The sequence below is a fragment of the Natronococcus sp. A-GB1 genome (assembly GCF_029688845.1).
Taxonomy (GTDB): Archaea; Halobacteriota; Halobacteria; order Halobacteriales; family Natrialbaceae; genus Natronococcus.
This window is the reverse complement of record NZ_JARUKW010000013.1, coordinates 98010-119006: the sequence shown is the minus strand read 5'-3', so window position 1 is coordinate 119006 and position 20997 is coordinate 98010. Positions and strand designations below refer to the sequence as shown.

General features: G+C 67.2%; 26 protein-coding genes. 7 read left to right on the top strand and 19 right to left on the bottom strand.

Annotation, left to right across the window (positions count from 1 at the left end):
- Positions 1-18: 18 nt before the first annotated feature.
- The 5 genes from QA600_RS15625 to QA600_RS15605 form a co-directional block, all read right to left on the bottom strand.
- The gene (locus QA600_RS15625) at positions 19-768 is read right to left on the bottom strand and encodes an aspartate/glutamate racemase family protein (RefSeq protein ID WP_278292880.1); all 750 of its coding nucleotides are present in this window, start codon (positions 766-768) and stop codon (positions 19-21) included.
- On the bottom strand, positions 765-2378 hold the full coding sequence (locus QA600_RS15620; protein WP_278292879.1) for a hydantoinase B/oxoprolinase family protein: 1614 nt from the start codon (positions 2376-2378) through the stop codon (positions 765-767). Before QA600_RS15620 ends, QA600_RS15625 begins: the two co-directional genes overlap by 4 nt.
- Positions 2375-4435: a hydantoinase/oxoprolinase family protein gene (locus tag QA600_RS15615; RefSeq protein ID WP_278292878.1), complete on the bottom strand. Its 2061-nt coding sequence runs from the start codon at positions 4433-4435 to the stop codon at positions 2375-2377. Before QA600_RS15615 ends, QA600_RS15620 begins: the two co-directional genes overlap by 4 nt.
- Before the next feature lie 19 nt (positions 4436-4454).
- Entirely contained in the window at positions 4455-5699 is a 1245-nt protein-coding gene (locus tag QA600_RS15610; protein WP_278292877.1) for an Nramp family divalent metal transporter, read from the bottom strand.
- 131 nt (positions 5700-5830) lie between these two features.
- Complete coding sequence (locus QA600_RS15605) at positions 5831-6379, bottom strand: ribbon-helix-helix protein, CopG family (RefSeq protein WP_278292876.1); 549 nt, start codon at positions 6377-6379, stop codon at positions 5831-5833.
- A 160-nt stretch (positions 6380-6539) separates the two neighbouring features.
- Between QA600_RS15605 and QA600_RS15600 the strand changes: the two genes are divergently transcribed.
- Positions 6540-7832, top strand: a complete 1293-nt coding sequence (locus QA600_RS15600; RefSeq protein WP_278292875.1) for a TIGR00341 family protein — start codon at positions 6540-6542, stop codon at positions 7830-7832.
- A 51-nt stretch (positions 7833-7883) separates the two neighbouring features.
- Here QA600_RS15600 and QA600_RS15595 read toward each other — a convergent pair whose 3' ends face one another.
- Both QA600_RS15595 and QA600_RS15590 read right to left on the bottom strand, forming a co-directional pair.
- Complete coding sequence (locus QA600_RS15595) at positions 7884-8213, bottom strand: hypothetical protein (protein WP_278292874.1); 330 nt, start codon at positions 8211-8213, stop codon at positions 7884-7886.
- 4 nt (positions 8214-8217) lie between these two features.
- Entirely contained in the window at positions 8218-9201 is a 984-nt protein-coding gene (locus QA600_RS15590) for a GTPase (protein ID WP_278292873.1), read from the bottom strand.
- 142 nt (positions 9202-9343) lie between these two features.
- On the opposite strand from QA600_RS15590, the gene QA600_RS15585 reads away from it, so the two are divergent.
- Positions 9344-9754 (top strand): DUF5518 domain-containing protein, encoded by a 411-nt coding sequence (locus QA600_RS15585; protein WP_049891366.1) that lies wholly within the window; start codon positions 9344-9346, stop codon positions 9752-9754.
- Positions 9755-9965: 211 nt separating this feature from the next.
- On the opposite strand, the gene QA600_RS15580 is transcribed toward QA600_RS15585, so the two are convergent.
- The 5 genes from QA600_RS15580 to QA600_RS15560 form a co-directional block, all read right to left on the bottom strand.
- Positions 9966-10313, bottom strand: a complete 348-nt coding sequence (locus tag QA600_RS15580; RefSeq protein ID WP_005553341.1) for a four-helix bundle copper-binding protein — start codon at positions 10311-10313, stop codon at positions 9966-9968.
- A 76-nt stretch (positions 10314-10389) separates the two neighbouring features.
- Positions 10390-10674: a phosphoribosyl-ATP diphosphatase gene (hisE, locus tag QA600_RS15575; protein ID WP_005553340.1), complete on the bottom strand. Its 285-nt coding sequence runs from the start codon at positions 10672-10674 to the stop codon at positions 10390-10392.
- The gene (locus tag QA600_RS15570; protein ID WP_278292871.1) at positions 10675-11142 is read right to left on the bottom strand and encodes a bifunctional nuclease family protein; all 468 of its coding nucleotides are present in this window, start codon (positions 11140-11142) and stop codon (positions 10675-10677) included.
- Positions 11143-11236: 94 nt separating this feature from the next.
- A complete protein-coding gene (gene pdxT, locus QA600_RS15565; protein WP_278292870.1) occupies positions 11237-11854 on the bottom strand; it encodes a pyridoxal 5'-phosphate synthase glutaminase subunit PdxT in 618 nt (205 codons plus the stop codon).
- Positions 11855-11961: 107 nt separating this feature from the next.
- The gene (locus QA600_RS15560) at positions 11962-12123 is read right to left on the bottom strand and encodes a preprotein translocase subunit Sec61beta (RefSeq protein ID WP_005553336.1); all 162 of its coding nucleotides are present in this window, start codon (positions 12121-12123) and stop codon (positions 11962-11964) included.
- 418 nt (positions 12124-12541) lie between these two features.
- Here QA600_RS15560 and QA600_RS15555 point away from each other — a divergent pair, with 418 nt between their 5' ends.
- Positions 12542-12811 (top strand): thioredoxin domain-containing protein, encoded by a 270-nt coding sequence (locus QA600_RS15555; protein WP_278292869.1) that lies wholly within the window; start codon positions 12542-12544, stop codon positions 12809-12811.
- A 172-nt stretch (positions 12812-12983) separates the two neighbouring features.
- A complete protein-coding gene (locus QA600_RS15550; protein ID WP_278292868.1) occupies positions 12984-13472 on the top strand; it encodes a response regulator in 489 nt (162 codons plus the stop codon).
- On the opposite strand, the gene npdG is transcribed toward QA600_RS15550, so the two are convergent.
- The 3 genes from npdG to QA600_RS15535 form a co-directional block, all read right to left on the bottom strand.
- Positions 13469-14137, bottom strand: a complete 669-nt coding sequence (gene npdG, locus QA600_RS15545; RefSeq protein WP_278292867.1) for an NADPH-dependent F420 reductase — start codon at positions 14135-14137, stop codon at positions 13469-13471. The genes QA600_RS15550 and npdG overlap by 4 nt on opposite strands.
- A gap of 79 nt (positions 14138-14216) precedes the next feature.
- Positions 14217-14705 carry a VOC family protein gene (locus tag QA600_RS15540; protein WP_278292866.1) on the bottom strand — a complete coding sequence of 163 codons (489 nt, stop codon included), beginning with the start codon at positions 14703-14705 and terminating at the stop codon, positions 14217-14219.
- Positions 14706-14763: 58 nt separating this feature from the next.
- Complete coding sequence (locus tag QA600_RS15535) at positions 14764-15021, bottom strand: hypothetical protein (protein ID WP_278292865.1); 258 nt, start codon at positions 15019-15021, stop codon at positions 14764-14766.
- Positions 15022-15473: 452 nt separating this feature from the next.
- Here QA600_RS15535 and QA600_RS15530 point away from each other — a divergent pair, with 452 nt between their 5' ends.
- Complete coding sequence (locus tag QA600_RS15530; RefSeq protein WP_278292864.1) at positions 15474-16325, top strand: glycerophosphodiester phosphodiesterase; 852 nt, start codon at positions 15474-15476, stop codon at positions 16323-16325.
- 1 nt (position 16326) lies between these two features.
- On the opposite strand, the gene QA600_RS15525 is transcribed toward QA600_RS15530, so the two are convergent.
- The 4 genes from QA600_RS15525 to QA600_RS15510 form a co-directional block, all read right to left on the bottom strand.
- Positions 16327-17856 carry an FAD-dependent oxidoreductase gene (locus QA600_RS15525; RefSeq protein ID WP_278292863.1) on the bottom strand — a complete coding sequence of 510 codons (1530 nt, stop codon included), beginning with the start codon at positions 17854-17856 and terminating at the stop codon, positions 16327-16329.
- A gap of 115 nt (positions 17857-17971) precedes the next feature.
- Complete coding sequence (locus QA600_RS15520) at positions 17972-18844, bottom strand: TIGR01548 family HAD-type hydrolase (protein ID WP_278292862.1); 873 nt, start codon at positions 18842-18844, stop codon at positions 17972-17974.
- A gap of 39 nt (positions 18845-18883) precedes the next feature.
- Positions 18884-19522, bottom strand: a complete 639-nt coding sequence (locus QA600_RS15515; protein ID WP_278292861.1) for a metalloprotease family protein — start codon at positions 19520-19522, stop codon at positions 18884-18886.
- Between the two features lie 42 nt (positions 19523-19564).
- On the bottom strand, positions 19565-19975 hold the full coding sequence (locus QA600_RS15510) for a UPF0146 family protein (RefSeq protein ID WP_278292860.1): 411 nt from the start codon (positions 19973-19975) through the stop codon (positions 19565-19567).
- 39 nt (positions 19976-20014) lie between these two features.
- Here QA600_RS15510 and QA600_RS15505 point away from each other — a divergent pair, with 39 nt between their 5' ends.
- Both QA600_RS15505 and QA600_RS15500 read left to right on the top strand, forming a co-directional pair.
- Complete coding sequence (locus QA600_RS15505; protein ID WP_015321632.1) at positions 20015-20536, top strand: archaemetzincin family Zn-dependent metalloprotease; 522 nt, start codon at positions 20015-20017, stop codon at positions 20534-20536.
- A gap of 209 nt (positions 20537-20745) precedes the next feature.
- Positions 20746-20991, top strand: coding sequence for a YMGG-like glycine zipper-containing protein (locus QA600_RS15500; protein ID WP_005553316.1), 246 nt, complete (start codon positions 20746-20748; stop codon positions 20989-20991).
- Positions 20992-20997: the final 6 nt, after the last annotated feature.

Here is a 20997-nt window from a genome sequence, read left to right as displayed (position 1 = left end):
TCGTCGTCTCGCCGAGGTTTATACGTGGCGCGACGGCTCCGCGAACAGCGCTCCCGGCGCCTCCACCGCGATATCGAGGCGGCGACAGAGATCCCACAGCGTCGCGCCGTTGCTCGTTATCACCGGAACGCCGAGTTCGGCCTCGAGCGTGTCGACAGCGTCGAGCGAGCGGTAGTTCGTACACGAGAGGAACGCGGCGTCGATCGACGCCGCGAGGTCGGCGTCGACCACCTCCAGTACCTGCTTGCGGGCGTTCGTCGGTTCGAGCGCACCGATTTCTGTATTCGCTTCGATCCCCCGACCCTCGATCGCGACGACCTCGAAGCCCGTCGCCTCGAGGAACTCGCGTTCCTTCGCGTCGAGGTCGGCGGTGTATGGCGTGACGACGGCGATCCGCTCGGCGCCGAGGGCCTCGAGGGCTCGGCACACCGACCGAGCCGTCGCGACGGCCGGAACGCCCGCCGCCTCGCTAATGTCGGCCTCGAGTTCGGCGTCGAACCCGGGACCGTGGAGCAGGCTACCGGTCGTACAGGCGTAGGCGACGGCGTCGACGTCGGCGTGTCCGAGCAGCTCGCCCCCTCGAACCGCGTCGTGGCTCATCGCGTCGAGCGCGTCGACGGTGACGTCCTCGAGGGCCATCCGCGCCGCGTGGACGGTCGTCCCCCCGGGGGCGAACTCGCGGAACTCGGGTTCGGCCGTCGTGTTCGAGGAGGGGACGATCAGCCCGAGTCGGACGGATCGTTCTGGGTCGTCGTCGTCGTCGATCACGGCTCCTCACCGTCCGTAATCGCGCCGTCCGCTCGATCCTCCTCGAGCGCAGCCGGATCGCGCTCGTCGGGATCGCCGTGGCCGCCACCACCGGGCGTTCGGACGGTGATCGTTGTCCCAGCCTCGACGTCGACGGTCGTCTTGGCGGCGACGGGATCGCCGTCGATCAGATTCTCGCCGACGACGCCGTCCTCGCCGCCCGCAACGCCGCGTGGCGCGTGGCGACGCCGCTCGGTCAGCAACGACACCGTCGCGTCGGTCTCGACGGTGAGCGTCCGCTCGAGGCCGAGACCACCGCGGAACCGGCCGCGACCGCCGCTGTCGGGTCGCAGGGCGTAGCGGTCGACCCGGAACGGGTACTCCGTCTCGATCGATTCGACGGGCGTGTTGAGCGTGTTCGTCATCCCGACCTGGACGCCGTCCATGCCGTCGCTGTCGGCTCGAGCGCCGAAACCGCCGCCGATGGTCTCGTAGTAGGTGAAGGAGCCGTCGCGGGCGCCGACGGTCAGGTTGTTCATCGTCCCCTGGCTCTGGGCGGGGACGCGCTCGGGTGCGGCCTTCGCGAGCGCGGCGAAGACGACGTCCGTCGCCCGCTGACTGGTCTCGACGTTGCCGCCGACGACCGCGGCGGGCGGGGTCGGATTCAACAGCGACCCCTCCGGCGCGTCGACGGTGACGGGCTCGTAGCAGCCGTCGTTCGGCGGAATTTCGGGGTCCGTAACGCAACGGACGACGAAGTAGACCGCGCTCTTCGCCACGGCCAGCGGCGCATTGAGGTTCCCTTTCAACTGACCCGCGGTCCCCGCGAAGTCGACCTCGACCGACGCCCCCTCGATCGTCACCGACGCCCGGATCTCGACGTCCTCGTCGGTGATGCCGTCGCCCTCGAGGACGTCCGTCGCCTCGTAGCTACCGTCCGGGAGTTCACGAAGCTTGGCGCGCATCCGATCGCCGGAGTAGTCGATCACGGCGTCGAACCCCGAGAGGACGGTCTCCCGGCCGTGTTCGTCGAACAGCGCCTCGAGGCGCTCGGCGGCCCGTTCGTTCGCCGCCAGCTGCGCCCGGAGGTCGGCCCGCCGTTCGCGGGGGTTGCGAACGTTCGCGAGCACCAGTGCGCGGACGTCCTCGCGAATCTCGCCGCCCTCGACGAGTCTCGTGGGTGGGAGCCTGAGCCCCTCCTGGTAGATCTCGCGGGCGCCCGCCGGCATGCTGCCGGGGGTCATCCCGCCGACGTCGGCGTGGTGGGCCCGCGAGACCGCGTAGCCGACGACGTCGTCCGAGACAGTGATCGGCGACACCATCGTCACGTCCGGCAAGTGGGTACCGCCCGCGAACGGGTCGTTGAGGACGAACACGTCGCCGGGTTCGGGATCGTACTCGCGGACGGCGTCGACGGCTTCGGGCATCGCGCCCAGGTGGACGGGAATGTGCTCGGCCTGGGCGATCATCCGGCCCTCGGCGTCGAACAACGCCGTCGAGCAATCGCGACGTTCCTTGATGTTCGGCGAGTACGCGCCTCGGATGAGGGTCTGACCCATCTCCTCGGCGACGCCTTCGAGCTGGTTGCGCAGTACCTCCAGGGTGATCGGATCGATTTGTGTGTCGCTCATCGGGAATCATCCCCCGTCATGACGACGGTTCCGTCCTCGAGCATGTCACCCGCCCAGCCGGGCGGGACGACGGTCGTGCTCTCGGCCTGCTCGAGCACCGCAGGGCCGTACACCGTCGTTCGCGGCTGAAGCTGGTCGCGCCCGTACACCGTCGTCGTCTGGGCTCCCTCGGTGTCAGGGAAGTACACCTCGCGCGTACCGAGACGGGCATCGCCCCCTCCCTCGTGACGGACGATCGGCGAGGCGCCCTCGACGGTGGCCGACGCTCTGAGTGTGACGATCTCGACCGCCTCGTCCATTCGGTAGCCGTAGGCGCGCTCGTGGGCAGCGTGGAACCGCTCGGTGACGGCCTCGAGGTCGACGGAGTCGTCGACGGGCACCGTGAGTTCGAAGCTCTGTCCGGCGTACCGGCAGTCGGCGGCGCGTTCGATCCGCGCGGCGTCGGGGTCGGAGGCGTCCGCGAGCACGCGCTCGACGAGCTCGTCGTAGACGGCATCGACCCGATCGGGATCCGCGTCCGCGCGAGCGAGCTGGACGGTCCGGGCAGCGTCGTAGCTCTCGTCGGCCGCGAGCAGCCCGAACGCCGAGAGCACTCCGCCGGGTCGGGGGACGACGACGCGGTCGACGCCCAGCGAGTCGGCCAGCGCCGCGGCGTGCATCGGGCCTGCGCCGCCGAAGGCGACCAGCGCGAACTCGCGGGGATCGTGGCCCCGTTCGACGGTTACTGACCGAATAGTGCGGGTCATCGTCGCGTTCGCGACCCGGTAGATTCCCCGTGCGGCCTCGAGCGCGTCCTCGAGGCCGGCCTCCTCGGCTAGATCGGCGAGCGCGTCGCGGGCCGCCTCGACGTCGAGGGTCATCTCGCCGCCGAGTGCGGTGTCGGGGCCGATGTAGCCCAGCACGACGTTGGCGTCGGTGACGGTCGGTTCGGTGCCGCCCTTCCCGTAGCAGACGGGGCCGGGTTCGGCGCCCGCGGATCGGGGGCCGACGCGGAGTGCGCCGCCGTCGTCGACCCAGGCGATCGAGCCGCCACCGGCACCGACGGTGTTGACGTCGACCATCGGCGTTCGGATCGGGAGGCCGTCGATCTCGGCGTCCGTCGTTCGTTCGGCCTCGCCCTCGCGGACGAGGCTCACGTCGCTCGAGGTGCCGCCCATGTCGAACGTGACGAGCCCCTCGACGTCGGCGTCGTCGACGGTCGCGGCGGCGCCGACGACGCCCGCCGCCGGCCCCGATAGCGTCGTCGTCACGGCGTGTTCCCGAACGGTCTCGGGGTCGGCGATGCCGCCGTTGGCCTGCATGATCTGTGGGGCCGGTAGCCCGAGCTCCTCGGACTCGTCGACCAGTCGGCCGACGTAGCGGTCGATCGCTGGACGGACGTAGGCGTCGACCGCGGTGGTCGAGGTCCGCTCGAACTCGCGGAACTCCGCGAGCACCTCGTGGGAGGCTGAGACCGGCACCTCGAGCTCCTCGCGCAGGATCTCGGCGACTCGTCGCTCGTTGTCGGCGTCGGCGTAGGCGTGGAGCAGACAGATCGCGACGCTCTCGACGTCCCGTTCGCGCAGGGTCGCCGCGAGGTCGCGGACCTCCTCGGGGTCAACCGGGCGTTCAACGCCCGCCGCCGTCGTGCGCTCGTCGATCTCGAACCGCCGTCGCCGGGGAACGAGCGGTTCCGGCTTCTCGGTCTCGAGGTCGTACAGATCGGGCCGATCCTGTCGGCCGATCTCGAGGACGTCCCGGAACCCCTCGGTCGTCACGAGCGCCGTCTTCGCGCCGCCGCGCTCGAGTAAGGCGTTGACCGAGACGGTCATCGCGTGGGCGAAGGCGTCGATCTCGCCGGGGTCGATGTCGGCGTCGTCGCAAGCCTTCGCGATCCCCTCGAGGACGCCGACGTGCTGTCTGTCCGTCGTCGTCGGCACCTTGGCCGTGACGAGGCGGTCGTCGACCGAGAGGGCGACGTCGGTGAAGGTGCCGCCGACGTCGACGCCGATCCGGGTGGCGTCGGCGTCTGCTGATCGTGTGTCCGTGCGTTCGTCGGATGTAGTTGTATCGTGCATGGATGGAAGTAAGAAGGCCTCAGAAGACGGCGAAGCCGACCAGCACCTCGAGCCAGCCCTCGACGATCAGGACGTCGTAGAGCGTCTGGACGCCGATGCCGACGACGACGAGCGTGACGAGCCCACCGAGGACGTTCTGAAGCGTGCTGTTCGTGTACTCGCCGAGCAGTTCGGTGTTGTTCATCGCGTAGATGAGGAATAGGGCGATGATCGGCAGCAGGAGGCCGTTGGCGACCTGCGCGAAGACGATCACCTGCACCGGATCGAAGCCGACCGCCGAGAAGACGACCCCGACGGAGAGGATCGTCACCCAGATCGCCCGGAACCGGGTCGATTTCAGATCGCGCTCCCAGCCGAGCGCGCCGGCCGTCGCGTAGGCCCCCGCAAGGGGCGCGCTCATCGCGCTCGTGAAGCCGGCCGCGAAGAGGCCGATCGCGAAAAAGGTCAGCGCGTAGCCGCCGAAGACGGGCTCGAGCTGGTCGGCCATCTCGCCGACGTCGGCGATCGTGGTCCCCTCGGGGAACACTGCGGCTGCGGTCACGACGATCGCCGTCGTGATCAGCCCGCCGACGACGATCATCCCGATCGTGTCGGTTCGACACTCCGCGAGGTCGTCGGGGCCGTCCCAGCGTTCCTGGACGGTGCTCGCGTGCAGGAACAGGTTGTAGCCCACGACGGTGGTGCCGACGAGCCCCGCGATCAGGTACGCCGATCCCTCCGGAATCGTCGGGACGAGGCCGCCGGCGAGCGCGCCGAGGTCGGGACGGACCATAATCGCGTTGAGCAGGAACGCCCCACCCATAACGGCGACGAGGCCGATAAACACGCGCTCGATCAGCTTGTAGTTGCCCGACCAGAGCAGGGCGCCCGCGACGATCCCGATCAACGGCCCCCAGACGTTCTCGCTGACGCCGGTGATCGTCGCGAGGCCGGCCGCGCCGCCGACGATATTGCCGGTCTGGAACGCCGCCGTGCCGATCCCAATCGCGCTGACGACGAGCAGGACCGACGCCCATTTCGCCAACGGATTCGAGAACTCGTCTCTGAGCGCCTCGCCCAGCCCCTCGCGGGAGATCAGTCCCAGCCGCGCGCTCATCTCCTGGAGGACCATCGTCGCCAGAATCGAGAAGGCGATCGTCCAGACGAGCACGTAGGCGTACTCCGCGCCGATGACGCTCGCGGTCGTGACGGTTCCCGGACCGACGAACGCCGCCGCGACGAGCGCGCCCGGTCCGATCGCTTTCAACCTGTCTACAATACCCATGGTGAGTGTACACAGTATCCGCTCTTCGAGAGCAGCATAAGGGTTGTTGAGCGCGGATCATACGGCCCCGCCGACGTGACCGCTCGAGCAGCCTGTCGTATGATCGAGTATGATCTCGTATGAAGAGCCGGCTACTCGCCGCTCGAGCGCTCGGCGACGATCGTCTTCGAGACGCCGCGCTCGATCTCGAGTTCGATCGGCATCGAGGCGGTGCTGCGCTCGATAAAGCGGGTCATGAACCACTGGATCGCCTCCGACGGGAAGACGACGTGGTAGACCCCGCTGGCCTCGTCACGGACCTCGAGAAAGCCACAGAAGGAGAGCCACTCGAGGAGTTCGCCGATACCCTCGAACCGCGCTTCGTACTCCCTTGCGTGGTAGTCCGAGACCCGGTCGGCCGCCTCGACGAACGCCGGATCGGGATCGCCACCCGCATAGAGGTGCTCGAGGAAGGCGTGCAGGAAGTCGACGTCGAGCAGGACGTGCTCGCCGGAAGAGAGCATCTGGTAGTACTGTTCTAAGTTGTCGCTCGGTCGCCCGCTCGCGGCCTCGAAGTTCGCGGCGTAAAACGACAGCGCGCGTCGGACGACCTCGCTCTGTCCTCTTCCAGTCTCGCCGGCGAGCGTCTCGAGGGCCGCCTTCGTCTCGTCGTCGAGCGAGACGGTGACGCGGTGTGCCATAGCGTCCGGGAGGAACGCGAGACGGGTATAGTTCACGAACGACCGGGTGTTCGTCCCCGGTCTCCGAATGCGCGACCCGGCAATCGCCGTAGCGGCGAAACCGACCGACAGCATACCGAAAGCGTCCGGAATTATGACCCCTGGGGTCGACGTACCAGCTGTGCGGCTCGTACAGCTGACGGTTCCGACAGGAAAGCGACAGACGATCCTCGAGACGCTCGACGATCGAGGGATCGATTACGTCGTCACCGACGAAGAGAGCGACCGGGACTACACGGCGGTCGTCTACTTTCCGCTGCCGGCGCCGGCCGTCGAGCCGGTGCTCGACGAGCTTCAGGAGGCGGGGGTCGGGGAGGACGCGTACACGGTCGTCGTCGATGCGGAGACGGTCGTCTCTCGACGGTTCGAGGCGCTTCGCGAGGAGTACGAGGAGGGCGACGTCGAATCGGATCGGATCTCGAGACAGGAGCTCCAGACCGAAGCGGAGTCGCTGACGCCGACGTTCGGCGTCTACTCGACGATGACGATCATCAGTGCGATCGTCGCAACCGCCGGACTGCTGCTGGACTCGCCGGCGGTCGTCGTCGGCTCGATGGTGATCGCGCCGCTGATCGGTCCGGCGCTCGGTGCCAGCGTCGGCTCGGTGATCGACGACGAGGACCTGTTCGTCGAGAGCGTGACCTACCAGTTCATCGGTATCGTCTTCGCGATCGGTGCGGCGGCCGTCTTCGCTTGGTCGGTCCACGTTACGAACATCGTTCCGCCCGGACTCGAGCTTGCGGAGGTCGACGAGATCTCCGAACGCCTCGCGCCCGACCTGCTCTCGCTGGCGGTCGCGCTCGGCGCCGGCGTCGCGGGGATCGTCAGCATCGCGACGGGAATCTCCGTCGCGCTCGTCGGCGTGATGATCGCGGCGGCGCTGATCCCGCCCGCCGCGGCCGCGGGGATCGCGATCGCCTGGGGCCAGCCCGCGGCCGCGATCGGTTCGACCGCGCTCGTGTTCGTCAACGTGCTCTCGGTGAACCTCGCCGGCCTGTTGACGCTGTGGTATCTGGGGTATCGACCGGAGAGCCTGTTCGAACTCGGTCCGACCGAAAAGCGGGTCCGAAAGCGCGTCGTCGGACTCGTCGTGATCGTGCTCGTCTTCTCGGTGTTTCTCGGGGCGATCACCTACTCGTCGTACCAGGCTGGCAACTTCGAGGAGAACGCCCGCGAGGAGGTAATACTCGCACTCGACGAGGAGGAGTTCGAACAGTACCAGTTCCTCGAGATCGAGGTGCTCATGGACCAGGACTATCCGATCCAGAGCCCCGAACGGGTGATCGTCACGATCGGCGGACCGCCCGGGGAGACCGCCCCCGGACTGGGTTCGGAGCTCAATCAGCGGGTCGAGCAACACGCCAACGGTGACGTCGACATCGAGATCAGGTACGTCAACATCGTCGAGGAGTGAGCGTCACCCGTCCCGTTTTCGGGCGCCGTTCTCGACCGAGCTTTCTGACCCTCAGCGGCTCCGGAGCCGCTCGAGCGGCGATCCTCGATCGGTACCGGACGATCGGTCGGCGTCGGTCCCGCCGTCCGCCGCGGTGCTGTCGTCCTCCGTCTCGTCGTCACCGCCCCGACCGAGCCGACGCCGGACCCAGGCTCGCGGCCCGCCGATTCGGTTGACGAGGTACGTCGGGAAGTAGAGCACGAGCAGCCCGAAAAAGAGGAAGCTCACGCCCCAGGCGTACCGCCCCGCGAAGAGATAGTTCGCCGCAAGGAAGAACAGCGGCCCGGCCAGCGAGAAGCCGGCCGCGGTCTGTAACATCCAGAGGATTCCCGGTCCCTTCATCTCGTTACTCCTCGAACGGCAGTTCCGGTTCGTAGCCGATCGCCTCGACGGCCGCATCGAGAACGGTCTCGACGTTCTCGCCGGTCTCGACGCTCATCTCGTAGTCAGCGGCGACGTCGGCCGTCCAGTGTTCGGCGCGGTCGACCTTGTTCGCGACCGTGAACACGGGAACGTTCTCGAACTGCGCGGCGATGGTGTCCCGAAGCTCGAGCTGGGACTCGAGGGGGTAGCCACACTCGCCGCTGGGGTCGAGGACGACGAGCATGCAGTCGGCCAAGTGCTCGATCGCGCTCACGGCCTGTGACTCGATCTCGTTTCGATCTTGCGGCGGGCGGTCGAGCAGCCCCGGCGTGTCGACGATCTGGTAGCGGATGTGGTCTCGCTCGAAGTGACCCAGCCCGATCCCCTTCGTCGTGAACGGGTACGAAGCGGTCTCGCCGCGGGCGTTCGTGACGTCGTTGACGAACGACGACTTCCCGACGTTGGGGTAGCCCGCGACGACGATCGTCGGCTCGTCGGGGTTGATCTCGGGCAGGTCCCGCAGATCGTTGCGCGACTCGTTGATGTACAGCAGCTCGTCGTCGATCTGCTCGACGATGTCCGCGAGCCGGGCGAACGCCTGTTTTCGGTGTTTGCGCGCGGTGTCGATGTCGGTCTTGCGCAGCTTCGGCTGGTACTCCTGGTGGATCTCGCGGGCCTTGCGGCTGGCCCACATCGTCTCCGAGAGGCTCTGACGCAGGCGGTCCACGTCGACGATCGCGTCCGCGATCTCGTAGTAGAACGGGTCGACGTCGTCCTCGTAGGCGAAGTCCGGCCAGGCCGTGACGACGTTTTCCAGATTGTCGGAGATGATGTTCGCCGCGGTCTGGAGCATCGACTGCTGGGCCTCGAGGCCGCCCTTGGCCTTGCCGGCCCGCGCCGCCCGCGAGAACGCCTTGTCGATCAGCTCTTCCGACGTGGGCGTGGTCGGAAGGTCTTCGAAAATCATGCCTCCAGCTAGAACCCGCGGTCGTAAAAGGTCGTTCGTTATCCCGCGGCCATCGTGCGGGCACTGTCCGACGGCCCGACGAGCCGTACCTCCGCAGTATCCACGCCGAGGGCTTATGTCCGCTCGCGTCCGACGGATCGGTATGACAGACTGGCGCTCCGTCGTCATCGGCTTTCTCGTCATCACTATTCTGGGGATCGTCGGGCTCACGCTGCCGGGCGTCGGCCAGCTCGCCGCTGGACTGATCGGCGGTTTCGTCGCCGGCTACCTCGCCGGCGGCGGGCTCGGACGCGGCTTCTGGCACGGGCTGCTCGCCGGCGCCCTCGGCGGGCTCGTCGCCGGCGTGCTCGTCGCGCTCGTCGTCGGGGTCGCCGGCTGGGCCGGCGGCCCGATCGGCGGCGCCATCAGCGGCCTCGCCGGCCTCGGGATCTTCCTCGTCGCGCTGGCGCTGTCCTTTGTCATGGCCCTCGAGAGCGCGATCGCCGGGGCCATCGGCGGGTTCTTCAACTCCGGATCCTCGAGCGACCCGGGGGCTTCAGGGCGTCGGGTGTAGATCGGCCGCTCGAGCGACGAGTTGCGACGAACGTCGCGGGAACGGACGCCGTGCGGAAACTGATCGTCTGGGTTCAGGAGGCGATCGGGGCGGGAAAACCGGTTCCAGACCCCGTGGAAATGCGAAAATGCGGTGCTGAGATCTGTTGAAAACGAGGGATGGGGGATCTCGACTGGAAGCTGCCTGGGCGCGTCGCTCCCGTGGACTCGCGTCAACTGGAAGCCATCTCGCGGCAGCTCTCGACGCAGTTCGGAAGGATCTCGGCGCAGGCCTGACAGTGGTCGTGGTCGTGGCCCTCACACTCCTCGGCGCACTCCTCACAGAGGTCCGCACAGAGCTCGCCCAGTTCCGCGTGGTAACTCGAGTTGCGGGCCATGAACCGCGCGTGCAGCGAGGCGATGTCGGCCACGTCCCGACAGAGCCGGACGCAGCGGGCCATCTCCTCGCCCTCGTCGAGGCAGGCGTCGGCACACCACTCACAGACCTGCGCGGCCTCGAGACAGTTGTCGATACACTCCTGCATGTGGTCGTCGGCGTGTTCGATCTGTTCGACTGCCATGCAGGCCCCCTCACACCGATCGGGACAATCAATCTGGGCCGGGCGGCTGCAAGCGTCGGCCTCGTCGGGCGTTCGTCTAGCGCCGCGCCTCGAGTTCGGCCTCGAGCTCCTCGAGGTCCATGTCCTTCATCGACAGGAGGACGAGCAGATGGTAGACGATGTCGGCGGCCTCGTAGGCGATCTCCTCGCGATCGTCGTCTTTGGCCGCGAGCACGAGCTCGGTGCTCTCCTCGCCGAGTTTCTCGAGCACCGCGTTCTCCCCCTTCTCGTGGGTGAACAGCGACGCGGTGTATGAGTCCTCGGGCAGCGTTTCCTTGCGATCCTCGATGACGGCGAACAGGGCTTCGAGCGTGTCGTCCATTCAGAACTCACCGGAGACGTCACGGATCGATTCGAGGTGCTCGAACTTCTCCCTGTCGTCTCGGCCGTCCTCGAAGACGTCCTCGGTGACCTCGATCGGTGCGTTCGTCCGGGCGGCGAGCGCGAGCGAGTCGCTCGGGCGCGCGTCGATCACCGTCTCGCCGCGGGGGGTCTGGAGGTGGAGGTCGGCGATGTAGGTGCCGCCCCGGTCGTTCATCCCGGGCTCGATCTCGCTGACGACGACGCGCTCGATCCGGCTGCCGAGTTCCTCCATGACGTCGAGCAACAGGTCGTGGGTCAGCGGCCGCCCGATGTCCTCGGCCTCGAGACCGCGATCGATGCTTACGGCCTCGTTGAACCCGATGAAGATCGGGACGACGTCGTCTTCGCTCTCGAGTTCGAGAACGACCACCGGAACCGGACCCTGGGGCGTTCCCGCGACGCGGACGGCGTCGATCGCTGCGTTCATGTTCGATTCGACGGGGGGCAGCGGAAAAACGTGTTCGGTCGCACATGCTTGCACGACCGAGCGCGGTCGAACGATCGCGGCGGTCGACTCGGCCCTACGCGAGCTCCTCGAGCGCCGGCCCAATCGACTCCTCGTTCTCGAAGAACGCCAGCCCGTGGAGGCGACTGTCGGGGGTCAGCTCGGGGTGGAAGGCGGTCGCGACGACGGAACCGTCACGCACCGCGACCGGTCGCTCCCCCCAGCGCGCGAGTACGTCGGTGTCGCCGACGTCGTCGATGGCGGGCGCACGGATGAACACCGCGGGAAACGGCTCCTCGAGGCCGTCGATCTCGAGGGGTGCCTCGAAGCTGTCCTTCTGTCGCCCGAAGGCGTTGCGCTCGACCGAGGCGTCGATCAGTTCGAGTTCGTCGACGCGGTCGTCGTTCGCGTCGCTCGAGGCGACGATCAGGCCCGCACAGGTCGCAAGCAAGGGCTTCCCGGCGGCGACGTGGTCTCGAATCTCGGCGGCGATCCCCTCGCCGTGGACGAGCCGCGAGATCGTCGTCGACTCGCCACCGGGTATCGCGAGCAGGTCGCAGTCGGGGACGATCCCGGAGTCACGGATCTCGCGGATGGTAACCTCCCGTCCGTGGGCTCGCGCGGCGCGTTCGATCGCGTCGGCGTGTTCGTCGACGTTGCCCTGAACGGCGACGACGCCGGCTGTCAGTGACATGGCTGTCGGGTACGGAGCGGACGGCCAAAAACGACGCGTCACGGTGGCGTCTCGAGCGCTTTGGTGCCACGGCTACCGAGACGCTCGTCGAGAACGGCGGGCGAGGATCAGGAGACGAAGATCAGCAACTGGACGAGCACGCCCAGCATGATCCCCGTGGCGATAACCGTCTTCGGGTCGATACGGATCGCGTTCGAGTCCTCTGCGTCGAAGTACCGGACGAGTCCGGCACTGGACATCAGCCCGCCGGAGTTCTGTCCTCTGTCCATACGTACACTATCGGGTCGGGCTGAACTAAAGCTTTCGACGATCGAACGGGTTCGAGCGAGCGGCGTTATAGTAACAATTGAAACGGTTTGCACACCGATCGCACAGTAGTCGTGCGATCGGGTGCGCACTGACTTTCAGTGGCTACTATAGCGTTCGCGAGTTTCCCGTCGAACGGACGCTTGCGGCCGCCATAGACGGCCTCGAGGCCGACCCGGTCCGAATCGGCGCCGTGGTGACTGCAGCATCGACGCCGATCGGACCTCCGTCGGCTGTCGGCGGGAGACGCTGCTCGAGGGCTCGACCACCGATTGGATCGCGCGACGGCGGCGCGGATCGACCCGCGGCGTCCGCGACATCGGCGCAAACCCCCGAGTGGGAAACCCTTATGCGCGGCGCGTGGCAAGTACCCCTGATCACATGTCCGTCACGCTCAAGGACTTCTACGCAGACTGGTGTGGCCCCTGCAAGACCCAGGATCCGATCCTCGAGGAGCTCGAGGACGACTGGGAGGGGCGCTTCGATGTCGAGAAGGTCAACGTCGACGAACAGCAGGACGTCGCCAACGAGTACCAGGTTCGCTCGCTGCCGACCCTGATCATCGAGAACGACGACGGCGTCGTCGAGCGCTTCGTTGGCGTCACCCAGCGCGAGGACCTCGAGGACGCCCTCGAGGACGCCGGCGCGTAGTCCGTCGATCAGCCGACGTTTCTTGCGTCGTTTTTCCGCCGATAGTGGGGCGTGGAGCTTTGCTTCTCTCTCGGTTCGGGTGACAGGAAGCCGTCGTCTGATTGCCGAGGGTACTTTAATGCCTGAAATAACAGGCCGTAGCTCGATGGGGACAGCGTTCACAGTTACGTCCATGTCGGATGGCGCCGGTGGACTACCAGCTACGCTGGAGATCTTACTTGTCGAGGACAACCCTGGGGACGTACGGCTGACGAAGGAGTCGTTGCGAGCGACGCCGATCGACCACGCGTTCCACGTCGTCGACGACGGGAGCGACGCGCTTGACTTTCTCCACCGCCGTGGAGAGTTCGCCGACGCACCTCGTCCCGATCTCGTCTTGCTCGATTTCAAGCTCCCGCGGCTGAACGGCGACGAGGTCGCGACCGAGATCGAGGGAACGCCCGAAATCGAGGAGATACCCCTGGTCGTGCTCACCGGCCACCCCGCACAGGACCGGGTGCTCGGTCTCGACGAACTTCCCATCGACGATGCGATGACGAAACCCGTCGACGCCGACGGCTTTCTCGAGACGCTGCGCTCGCTGGAAACGTCGTGGTCGCGAACCGAACTCGAGACCGAATCCGCGACAGCGTCAGAATCCGAGTCAGAGCTCGCCCGCTAGTCGAACTTCACGCCGACGTCGTGGAGGTCGTCGTTGTACCGTGCGATGTTGATTACGAGCGGCGTGACGCTTTCCACTTCGGCCGCGTTAGCCAGCGGGCCGACGTCGAGCCCTCGAAGTCCCTCGATCTCCTCGGCCAGCGCGATCACTCGCTCTTTTGCGTCCGAATCGTCGCCGACGACGAGCGTGTCGAGATCCAACTCGAGCTCGAGGTCCGTGAGCGCGCCGGCCGCGAGGTTGTGGAAGGCCCCGACCACGGGAACGCCGTCGGGCGCGCGCTTCGCGACGAGCTCGGTGACGCTGCCGGCACTCGGTGGGTGGTAGTGGAGCCCGTCGTCGTCGCCCTGCATCCCGACCGCTGGTGTCACCAGCACGGTGTCCTCATCGAGGACGTCCGCGACGGCCTCGACCGTATCCCCGACGTAGTACGGGGGGACCGAGAGCACGACGACGTCGGCTCGGTCCGCGGCCATCTCGTTGATAAAGCCCTTCACGCTCGACTCGGCGCTGATCGCCTCGAGGGCGTCTTCGTATTCCGCGACCGCGTCGCGGGCCTTCTCGGGATCACGGGAGCCGATGAGGATCTCGTGGTCGGTATCTCGCGCGAACCGAAGCGCGAGCCCCTCGCCGATGTCGCCGGTGCCGCCCAGTAGTGCGATTCGCATACGTCTCTCTCGGGACGGCAGCCGAATAAAACGGTGGGGGTCGGCCGATCTCGCCGGGTTCTCTGGCGCCAGCTCGAGATCAGTAGTCGCCCTGATTGCTGTAGATGCGTTCGTGGCTGTGAGTGTGAATCTCGACGATGTTGCCCCAGGGGTCCTTGCAGTAGGTCATTCGGTAGGGCTGATCGGGGAACAGCTCCCAGACGTCGGTGTGGTGTTCACCGCCACTGTCGTCGATCTCGGCCGCGAGCGTCTCGATCTCCGGGTCGATGACACAGACGTGGAAGTAGCCCGCCTCGGACGGCTCCGGATTGGGACCCGACTCGGTGTCGTCGAACTCGAAGAACTCGATCGCGACCTGGTTGCCCGTCGCGACGTGGGCGATCGAGACGGTGTCGAACTCACCCAGTACATCCGCACAGAGCCTCCCGATGTGGTCCTCGCCGTGGTCGACCTCGACGGGACCCATGATCGTCTCGAAGCCGAGCACGTCCTCGTACCACTCGAGCGCCGCCTCGATATCCGGAACGGTGACGCCGACGTGTGCCACTCCACGGGGGTAGCGAGCCATACTCAGTGGTGGCGTCGCTCGCGCCAAGTGCGCTCGCCCGGCAGCTGACACCTCGGTATCAGGGCGCGTCGTGATCTTCGGGGTTCATCGCCTCGCCGACGTTGCCGTCGTAGGCGTCTCGCTCCTCGATCTCCCGCATCCGCTGATCGAGCCGGTCCTCGAGGGCCTGCCGGCGCTCCTCGTCGATGTCGCCGTCGGTGCTCATTGCCTCGAGGTCCTGCTTTGCGGTCTGGAGCACGGAGAGGGCCTCCTCCTGCTCGAGGTCCTCGACGCGGCCCAGATTCCGTTCGACGTCGTCCAGGGTCGTGTCCGTCATACGCCCTCGGTTCGCTCGGAAGCGTATTGAAAGGCGGCCCGGCAGGCGAACGCTAGGAGTGCTGTCGTCGCCGTGGATCGGTGTAAAAAGAGGCAGATCCGCTAACTACGCACACGTACCTTTTTTCGTCGGGTTCGCTCGCAGGGCTCGCTCACCACTCTTGTGCTCACGGGCGCGAAGCGCCCTCTGTTCACGGACGCACAGCGTCCGTTCACACGGTATGCGAGACCGTTGGTCTCGCACTATTCGCATGGTCAGTGGGACCATCGGTCCCACTCCACTCCAAAAATCTACGCTAAAAACCCGCTCGCTCCCGCTGGTCGCTCGCGGGTGCTGCGCTTGTGGCACTACCGCAGTGGTACCGCCTCCGCCTGTACTGAACGCAAATCGCATAGTGACCGACCGAACTGCACTGCCAACCACTGATAGGGGCCGCAGCCGTGGGCGTCGGTATGCGCACCTCCGACATCATCGCCCACCGCGGCTACGCCGGTGTCGCCCCCGAGAACACGATCGCTGCGGCCGTTGCTGCTGCCGAGCGCGACGCGACCGCGATGATCGAGATCGACGTCCAGCCCGCCGCCTGCGGTACCCCGGTCGTCTTTCACGACGAGCGCCTCGAGGGGACCCGGGACGGACGCCCCGTCACCGACGCCTCGGGGCTCGTCTGGGAGACGCCCCTCGAGACGCTCGAGTCGCAGTCGGTACTGGGAACCGACGAGCCGATCCCGACGCTGTCGGCGCTGCTTGAGGCCGTCCCGGAGACGGTCGGGATCAACGTCGAGCTAAAGAACCCGGGGACGACCGACCTGCGTGTCGGCGAGTCTCTTCCCGAGGACGACCGGGAGCGACGGCGGGAGCTGTGGCAGCCGTTCGTCGAGTGCGTCCTCGAGGACTGCGAGGACTTCGGCGGCGAACTCCTCTTCTCCTCGTTCTGTGAGGGTGCGCTCGCTGCCCTTCGAAACGCTGCCGACTACGCGGCCGCGCCGCTCGTCTGGGGCGACCTCGAGGCGGGCGTCGAGATCGCGCGCCGGTACGACTGCGAGGCGATCCATCCGCCGCGGAACGCGGTCGCGGGGACCGCGCTCGCGAGCGAACCCTACTACGGACTCCCGACGAGCGAGCCCGCACTCGACGTCGTCGAGCTCGCCCACGGTGAGGGCCGTGCGGTCAACGTCTGGACCGTCGATAGCTGGCTTCAGTTTGACGAGCTCGCCGCGGCGGGCGTCGACGGGATCGTCGCGGACTACCCCGGGCTCGAGGCGGGAACGGGAGCGAGGATGGATACAGGACTCGCCCGGTAGCTCATCCTTTTCGAGCGGGTAGGTCCTCGTTCGCCGGCCCCTCGAGGACCTCGCCGTCGGGATCGAACCGCGAGCCGTGGCAGGGACAGTCCCAGCTCTCCTCGGCGTCGTTCCACTCGACGAGACAGTACATGTGGGTACAGACCGCCGAGACGGCGTGGAGCTCGCCGTCCTCGTCTCTGGCGCAGGCGATCGGCTTCCCGCCCTTCCGGACGATCTTGGCCTCGCCGGGCTCGAGCGCGGTGAGATCCGGCGTGACGAGCGTCTGGAACCAGTCGGTGACGAACTCGCTCGTCGTGTCGGCGTTCTCGGTGAGGGTCTTGCCCAGCGAGGCTTTCGGCGTCAGCCGGAGGGGATCGAACAGGTCGAGTTCGGGTACCGGTTCGCTGTCGATGTCGGCCGCCAGCAGTCGCCCCGCGGCGGTGCCGTTGGTCATCCCCCAGCCGCGAAAGCCGGTCGCGACCGAGACGTTCTCCGTTCCGGCGCCCGCGCGGCCGATGAAGGGCACCTTGTCGACCGGTTTGTAATCCTGGGTTGACCACCGGTAGGCGACCTCGTCGACGGGAAATCGCTCGCGGGCCCACGACTCGAGCCGACGGTAGCGGTCGGCGGTCGAACCGCCCTGGCCCGTCTTGTGGTTCTCGCCGCCGACCAGCAACAGCTCCTCCCCGTCGTCGCGGTAGGTGCGAACGGAGCGGTAGGGGTCGCCGCTGCGGTAGTACATTCCTTCTGGGGGGTCGCCGTCGAGGCGGATCCCGAGGACGTAGGATCGTTTCGGGTGCATCCGGGCGAAGTACCCCGCCCGGTCGCGGATCGGGAACCCCGTCGCGAGTACGACGTGTTTCGCCCGAACGGTTCCCCGCCCGGTTCGGACGAAACAGGGCGTCCCGTCCTCGAGGTTCGTCACGCGAGTCTCCTCGTGGAGGTGCGCGCCGTCGTCGGCCCGGAGCTCGTCGGCGATCGCGAGCAGGTACTTCCGGGGGTGGAACCAGGCCTGGTCGTCGAACCGGACCGCGGCCTGGGCGCGCTCGAACGGCGGGACGGAGGTGACGTAGCTCGCCTCGAGCCCGGCCGCGCGGGCGGCGTCGGCCTCGCGTTCGATCTCGTCGGGCTCGTTGCTGTAGAGGTAGGACGGCTGGCGCTCGAACCCGCAGTCGACCCCCAGCTCCTCGATCCGACGCTCGACCCGGTCGATCGCCTCCTCCTGGACGGCGGCGTACCGGCTCGCCTGCGCCGGACCGAACTCCCGGCGAAGGTGGTCGTAGATCGTCCCGTGCTGGCTGGTCAGCTTCGCGGTCGTCTTCCCCGTGATCCCCGTCGCGACGCGATCCCGCTCGAGGACGGCAACGGTCAGGTCCCGCTCGCGCAGCTCGATCGCCGTCGAGAGGCCGGCGATCCCGGCGCCGACGACGGCGACGTCGACGCTACGATCGCCCTCGAGCGGGTCGGGATCCGGATCGTCCTCGCGGGTGCTCGCGAGCCAGACTGAGGTCGCCTCGCCGGGAAGGTCGCCGCTTGCGAAGTCGGACATCGGAATCTGCGGGTAGTACGGCGAAGGCGGGGAAAAAACAGATGGGGGGAGCTGCAGGCCGCGCGGTTCCGGCCGCTCCAGCTTCGACCGACCGACGCTCCCCGATCGCGTCGATCTACTCGAGCAGATCTGGCAGCTCGTTGACCGACTCGAGGACGGCCGCGGCGTCCTCACGCTCGTAGGCCCGGCGGCCGTCCTCGCCGGTGAGCCCACCCGTCAGCACGCCGACGCCGCGGTACGTTCGATCGGGATCGGCCTCGCTCGCGTTGGTCGCCGTCCGCACGTCGTCCAGGGTGTCGCCGACAAAGACGATCGCGTCGGCCTCGAACCGCTCCGCGAGGGTCGTCAGCGCCCGTGGGTTGGGTTTCCCCTCCTCCCAGTCGTCCATCGTAAAGCGGTGTTCGAGCGGGATCGCCTCCTCGAGGCCGACCCGCTCGAGGGCGATCTCCGCTTCCGCGGCAGGACGCCCGGTCAGGACGCCGACGTCGTAGTTCTCGAGGAGCCGGTCCCGGTTCTCGGGCTCGAGGACGACGGGCTCGTCGTGGATGAACCCTCGCGTCTCGAGGTCAGGCTCGCCGCCCTCGAGACCCCGGTAGAGCTCGCTGCCGAGGTAGAGCTGCTGGAAGACGTCCCGGAGCCCCTCGCGATCCCACTGATCCGTTACGCGCTGGGTTGCCCGTGCGCCGATCGCCTCGCGGACGGCACTCTCGGCGGCTTCGAGCCCCCCGCCGCGCTCTGCGATCCCATCGGTAAACTCGTCGATCGACGCGCGGTATCCCTCCCCGGTCGCCAGGACGTAGAGGGCGGCCGCGTAGGTCAGCTCCCAGTCGTTATTGAACCCGCCGGCGTTTTTGAACGACTGGATGTCCTCCTTGCGGATCGTGCGGTCGTGGACGTGCTCGATCGCCTCGACGATCGCTCTGCGGTAGGAGTCGGCGACGTCGACGAGCACGCCGTCGATGTCCAGGACGACTGCGTCTGCGTTCATACGGGGACGAACGCGCCCCTGGGAATAAAGCCGGACGGTTCAGATCGCGAGCGCGTCGACGGCCACAAACGCGAGGACGAACAGCCCGACGGCGTAGAGGACGTGGGCCCAGAGCCACGAGAGCACGTTGACGACGTAGAGCAGGGCAACGACCGGGAGGCCAAGCAACACGGCCGGTGATCGTCGCCACTCCCGTCGGGAGCGAGTCCACAGCGTCCGCGCGTCGGTCGTGCTCGGGAAGGCGGCCATCCCGACCGAAAGCCCGATCCAGCCGAGGACGCCGGCGACGACCGCGTACTCGAGAGAGGCGGTCAGAACTCCCCCGGCCCCGGAGACGACGAGGACGGCGCCGACGAACGCGGCGACCGCGACGACCGTGTTCAGCAGGAACGGGGCAACACTGATCACGACCGACTGGCGGTACCGATCCGGCGTGGTATGGCGAACGTACCCCGGCGGGTTCCCGAATCGGAAGTAGACGGCCTCGATCACCCTGACGCCGACGAGCCGACAGGCGCTCGCGTGGGCGAACTCGTGGACGACGACGCCCGGAAGGACGAACAGGGAGATCGCGATCCGAAGGAGGAATCCCAGCCCTCGCAGGACGACCGCGAGCGAAACGAGCAGTCCGAGGACGGCGAGGATGGTGGTGGCAGGTGGCAGCGATTCGACGGCCATCGTTCCCGCTACTCTCGCGAACTCGTGTAACTCCTTCGCGTTCTAACGGGGCGCGCCGTCACTGCGGGCAACGTACAACGTCCCCTCACGAACCGTCCGCCGTTCGACCGGTATCGCGGGCTGGTCGCCGCCCAACGTTGTAAACAGGAAGTCGGCGCCGACGCGCTCGGCGACCTCGAGCGTCGGCCGATGGAGCTCCGGGGGCAGGTTCCGGGCGTAGATCACGTCGGCGCCTTCGTAGACCGCGAGATCGGGATCGACGACGTCGTCGGTGATGAACTCGACGGCACCGGGGACCGCTCGCCGGGTAATATCAGTTGCCGTCACGGAGACGTCCGCTTCGACGAGGGTCGCTGCCAGATCGGTTCGGCGCCCGATCCCGATCTCGACGGCCCGGTCGTAGGTGGCGAGGTATTCCTCGAGCGTCGCTCGATTCTCGCGGTAACTGGTCACGGCGGGACGTTTATGCTACCCGCGATCATAGCAGTTGCCATGCTCGTCGATATCGTGCCGGTCGGCAGCGTCTCCGCGGAGGTCAAGCGGGCCGCCTCCTCCGCGTTGCGATCGGTCTACGACTGCGACGTCACGGTCAACGACTCGCAGTCGGTTCCGACCGGCGCGTACGACTCCGGCCGGAACCAGTACTGCGCGGAGACGTTCATCCAGCTCGCCGAGCGGGTCGGTCGCGGCGAGAAGAACATCGCTATTACGCCCCACGACCTGTTCTACCGGCGTCGCAACTACGTCTTCGGGCTTGCCTACCTCGACGGCAGCGGCAGCGTCGTCTCCACGTACCGCCTGCAGACCTCGAGCGACGGCGGCTTCTCGAACAAGAGCGCGAGCGAGATCTTCGAGAACCGCGTCCGCAAGGAGATCGTCCACGAGATCGGCCACACCTACGGGCTCGAGCACTGCGACAACAACCGGTGCGTGATGAACTTCTCGCCGACCGTCCGCGAGGTCGACATCAAGGAGGAGAACCTCTGCGGAAGCTGCCAGCGACACGTGCACTGACGACTCCGTTCGCGTCCTCAGAAAGCGTTCTCGTTTTCGAGCAGCCCGTCTCAGTAGTCTTCGATCCATCAGTCCGAAACGGCCGTCCAGTCTGACGACCTCGGCCCGGTTCTGGAAAAACGCTGAACGGCCGTTCAGGGAGCCGTACGTGTTCGTGGTTGCGATTCTCCGGGAACACGTTTATTTCCGTTCCGTGTAGATGTATCCGTATGGTAAAACAGCAACTCGAACTCGCGCTCAGTCGTGCACGGTACGCAGCCATCGGCGCCGCCGTCGGCGCCGGCCTCGGCGGCCTGTTCAACAAAAACGCCGCGAGCTCCGGTGCGGCGGTCGGCGCCCTCGTCGGCGCGACGGTCGGCGAGAGCCGCCTCTCCGCCCAGTCGCGTCTCGACGAACTACGAGCGCGCAAGGACGAACAGTTCGGCGATGTACTCTCGAAGTCGAACAACGAGTAACTCCTC

What these genes read in the sequence shown, in the direction of transcription:
- QA600_RS15525 (WP_278292863.1), bottom strand. Translation starts at nt 17,856, where the DNA reads ATGTCCGACTTCGCAAGCGGCGACCTTCCCGGCGAGGCGACCTCAGTC.
- QA600_RS15555 (WP_278292869.1), top strand. Translation starts at nt 12,542, where the DNA reads ATGTCCGTCACGCTCAAGGACTTCTACGCAGACTGGTGTGGCCCCTGC.
- QA600_RS15610 (WP_278292877.1), bottom strand. Translation starts at nt 5,699, where the DNA reads ATGGGTATTGTAGACAGGTTGAAAGCGATCGGACCGGGCGCGCTCGTC.
- QA600_RS15570 (WP_278292871.1), bottom strand. Translation starts at nt 11,142, where the DNA reads ATGAACGCAGCGATCGACGCCGTCCGCGTCGCGGGAACGCCCCAGGGT.
- QA600_RS15580 (WP_005553341.1), bottom strand. Translation starts at nt 10,313, where the DNA reads ATGGCAGTCGAACAGATCGAACACGCCGACGACCACATGCAGGAGTGT.
- QA600_RS15540 (WP_278292866.1), bottom strand. Translation starts at nt 14,705, where the DNA reads ATGGCTCGCTACCCCCGTGGAGTGGCACACGTCGGCGTCACCGTTCCG.
- QA600_RS15530 (WP_278292864.1), top strand. Translation starts at nt 15,474, where the DNA reads ATGCGCACCTCCGACATCATCGCCCACCGCGGCTACGCCGGTGTCGCC.
- QA600_RS15585 (WP_049891366.1), top strand. Translation starts at nt 9,344, where the DNA reads ATGACAGACTGGCGCTCCGTCGTCATCGGCTTTCTCGTCATCACTATT.
- QA600_RS15605 (WP_278292876.1), bottom strand. Translation starts at nt 6,379, where the DNA reads ATGGCACACCGCGTCACCGTCTCGCTCGACGACGAGACGAAGGCGGCC.
- QA600_RS15520 (WP_278292862.1), bottom strand. Translation starts at nt 18,844, where the DNA reads ATGAACGCAGACGCAGTCGTCCTGGACATCGACGGCGTGCTCGTCGAC.
- QA600_RS15500 (WP_005553316.1), top strand. Translation starts at nt 20,746, where the DNA reads ATGGTAAAACAGCAACTCGAACTCGCGCTCAGTCGTGCACGGTACGCA.
- QA600_RS15505 (WP_015321632.1), top strand. Translation starts at nt 20,015, where the DNA reads ATGCTCGTCGATATCGTGCCGGTCGGCAGCGTCTCCGCGGAGGTCAAG.
- QA600_RS15615 (WP_278292878.1), bottom strand. Translation starts at nt 4,435, where the DNA reads ATGCACGATACAACTACATCCGACGAACGCACGGACACACGATCAGCA.
- QA600_RS15590 (WP_278292873.1), bottom strand. Translation starts at nt 9,201, where the DNA reads ATGATTTTCGAAGACCTTCCGACCACGCCCACGTCGGAAGAGCTGATC.
- pdxT (WP_278292870.1), bottom strand. Translation starts at nt 11,854, where the DNA reads ATGTCACTGACAGCCGGCGTCGTCGCCGTTCAGGGCAACGTCGACGAA.
- QA600_RS15620 (WP_278292879.1), bottom strand. Translation starts at nt 2,378, where the DNA reads ATGAGCGACACACAAATCGATCCGATCACCCTGGAGGTACTGCGCAAC.
- hisE (WP_005553340.1), bottom strand. Translation starts at nt 10,674, where the DNA reads ATGGACGACACGCTCGAAGCCCTGTTCGCCGTCATCGAGGATCGCAAG.
- QA600_RS15550 (WP_278292868.1), top strand. Translation starts at nt 12,984, where the DNA reads ATGTCGGATGGCGCCGGTGGACTACCAGCTACGCTGGAGATCTTACTT.
- QA600_RS15595 (WP_278292874.1), bottom strand. Translation starts at nt 8,213, where the DNA reads ATGAAGGGACCGGGAATCCTCTGGATGTTACAGACCGCGGCCGGCTTC.
- QA600_RS15560 (WP_005553336.1), bottom strand. Translation starts at nt 12,123, where the DNA reads ATGGACAGAGGACAGAACTCCGGCGGGCTGATGTCCAGTGCCGGACTC.
- npdG (WP_278292867.1), bottom strand. Translation starts at nt 14,137, where the DNA reads ATGCGAATCGCACTACTGGGCGGCACCGGCGACATCGGCGAGGGGCTC.
- QA600_RS15515 (WP_278292861.1), bottom strand. Translation starts at nt 19,522, where the DNA reads ATGGCCGTCGAATCGCTGCCACCTGCCACCACCATCCTCGCCGTCCTC.
- QA600_RS15535 (WP_278292865.1), bottom strand. Translation starts at nt 15,021, where the DNA reads ATGACGGACACGACCCTGGACGACGTCGAACGGAATCTGGGCCGCGTC.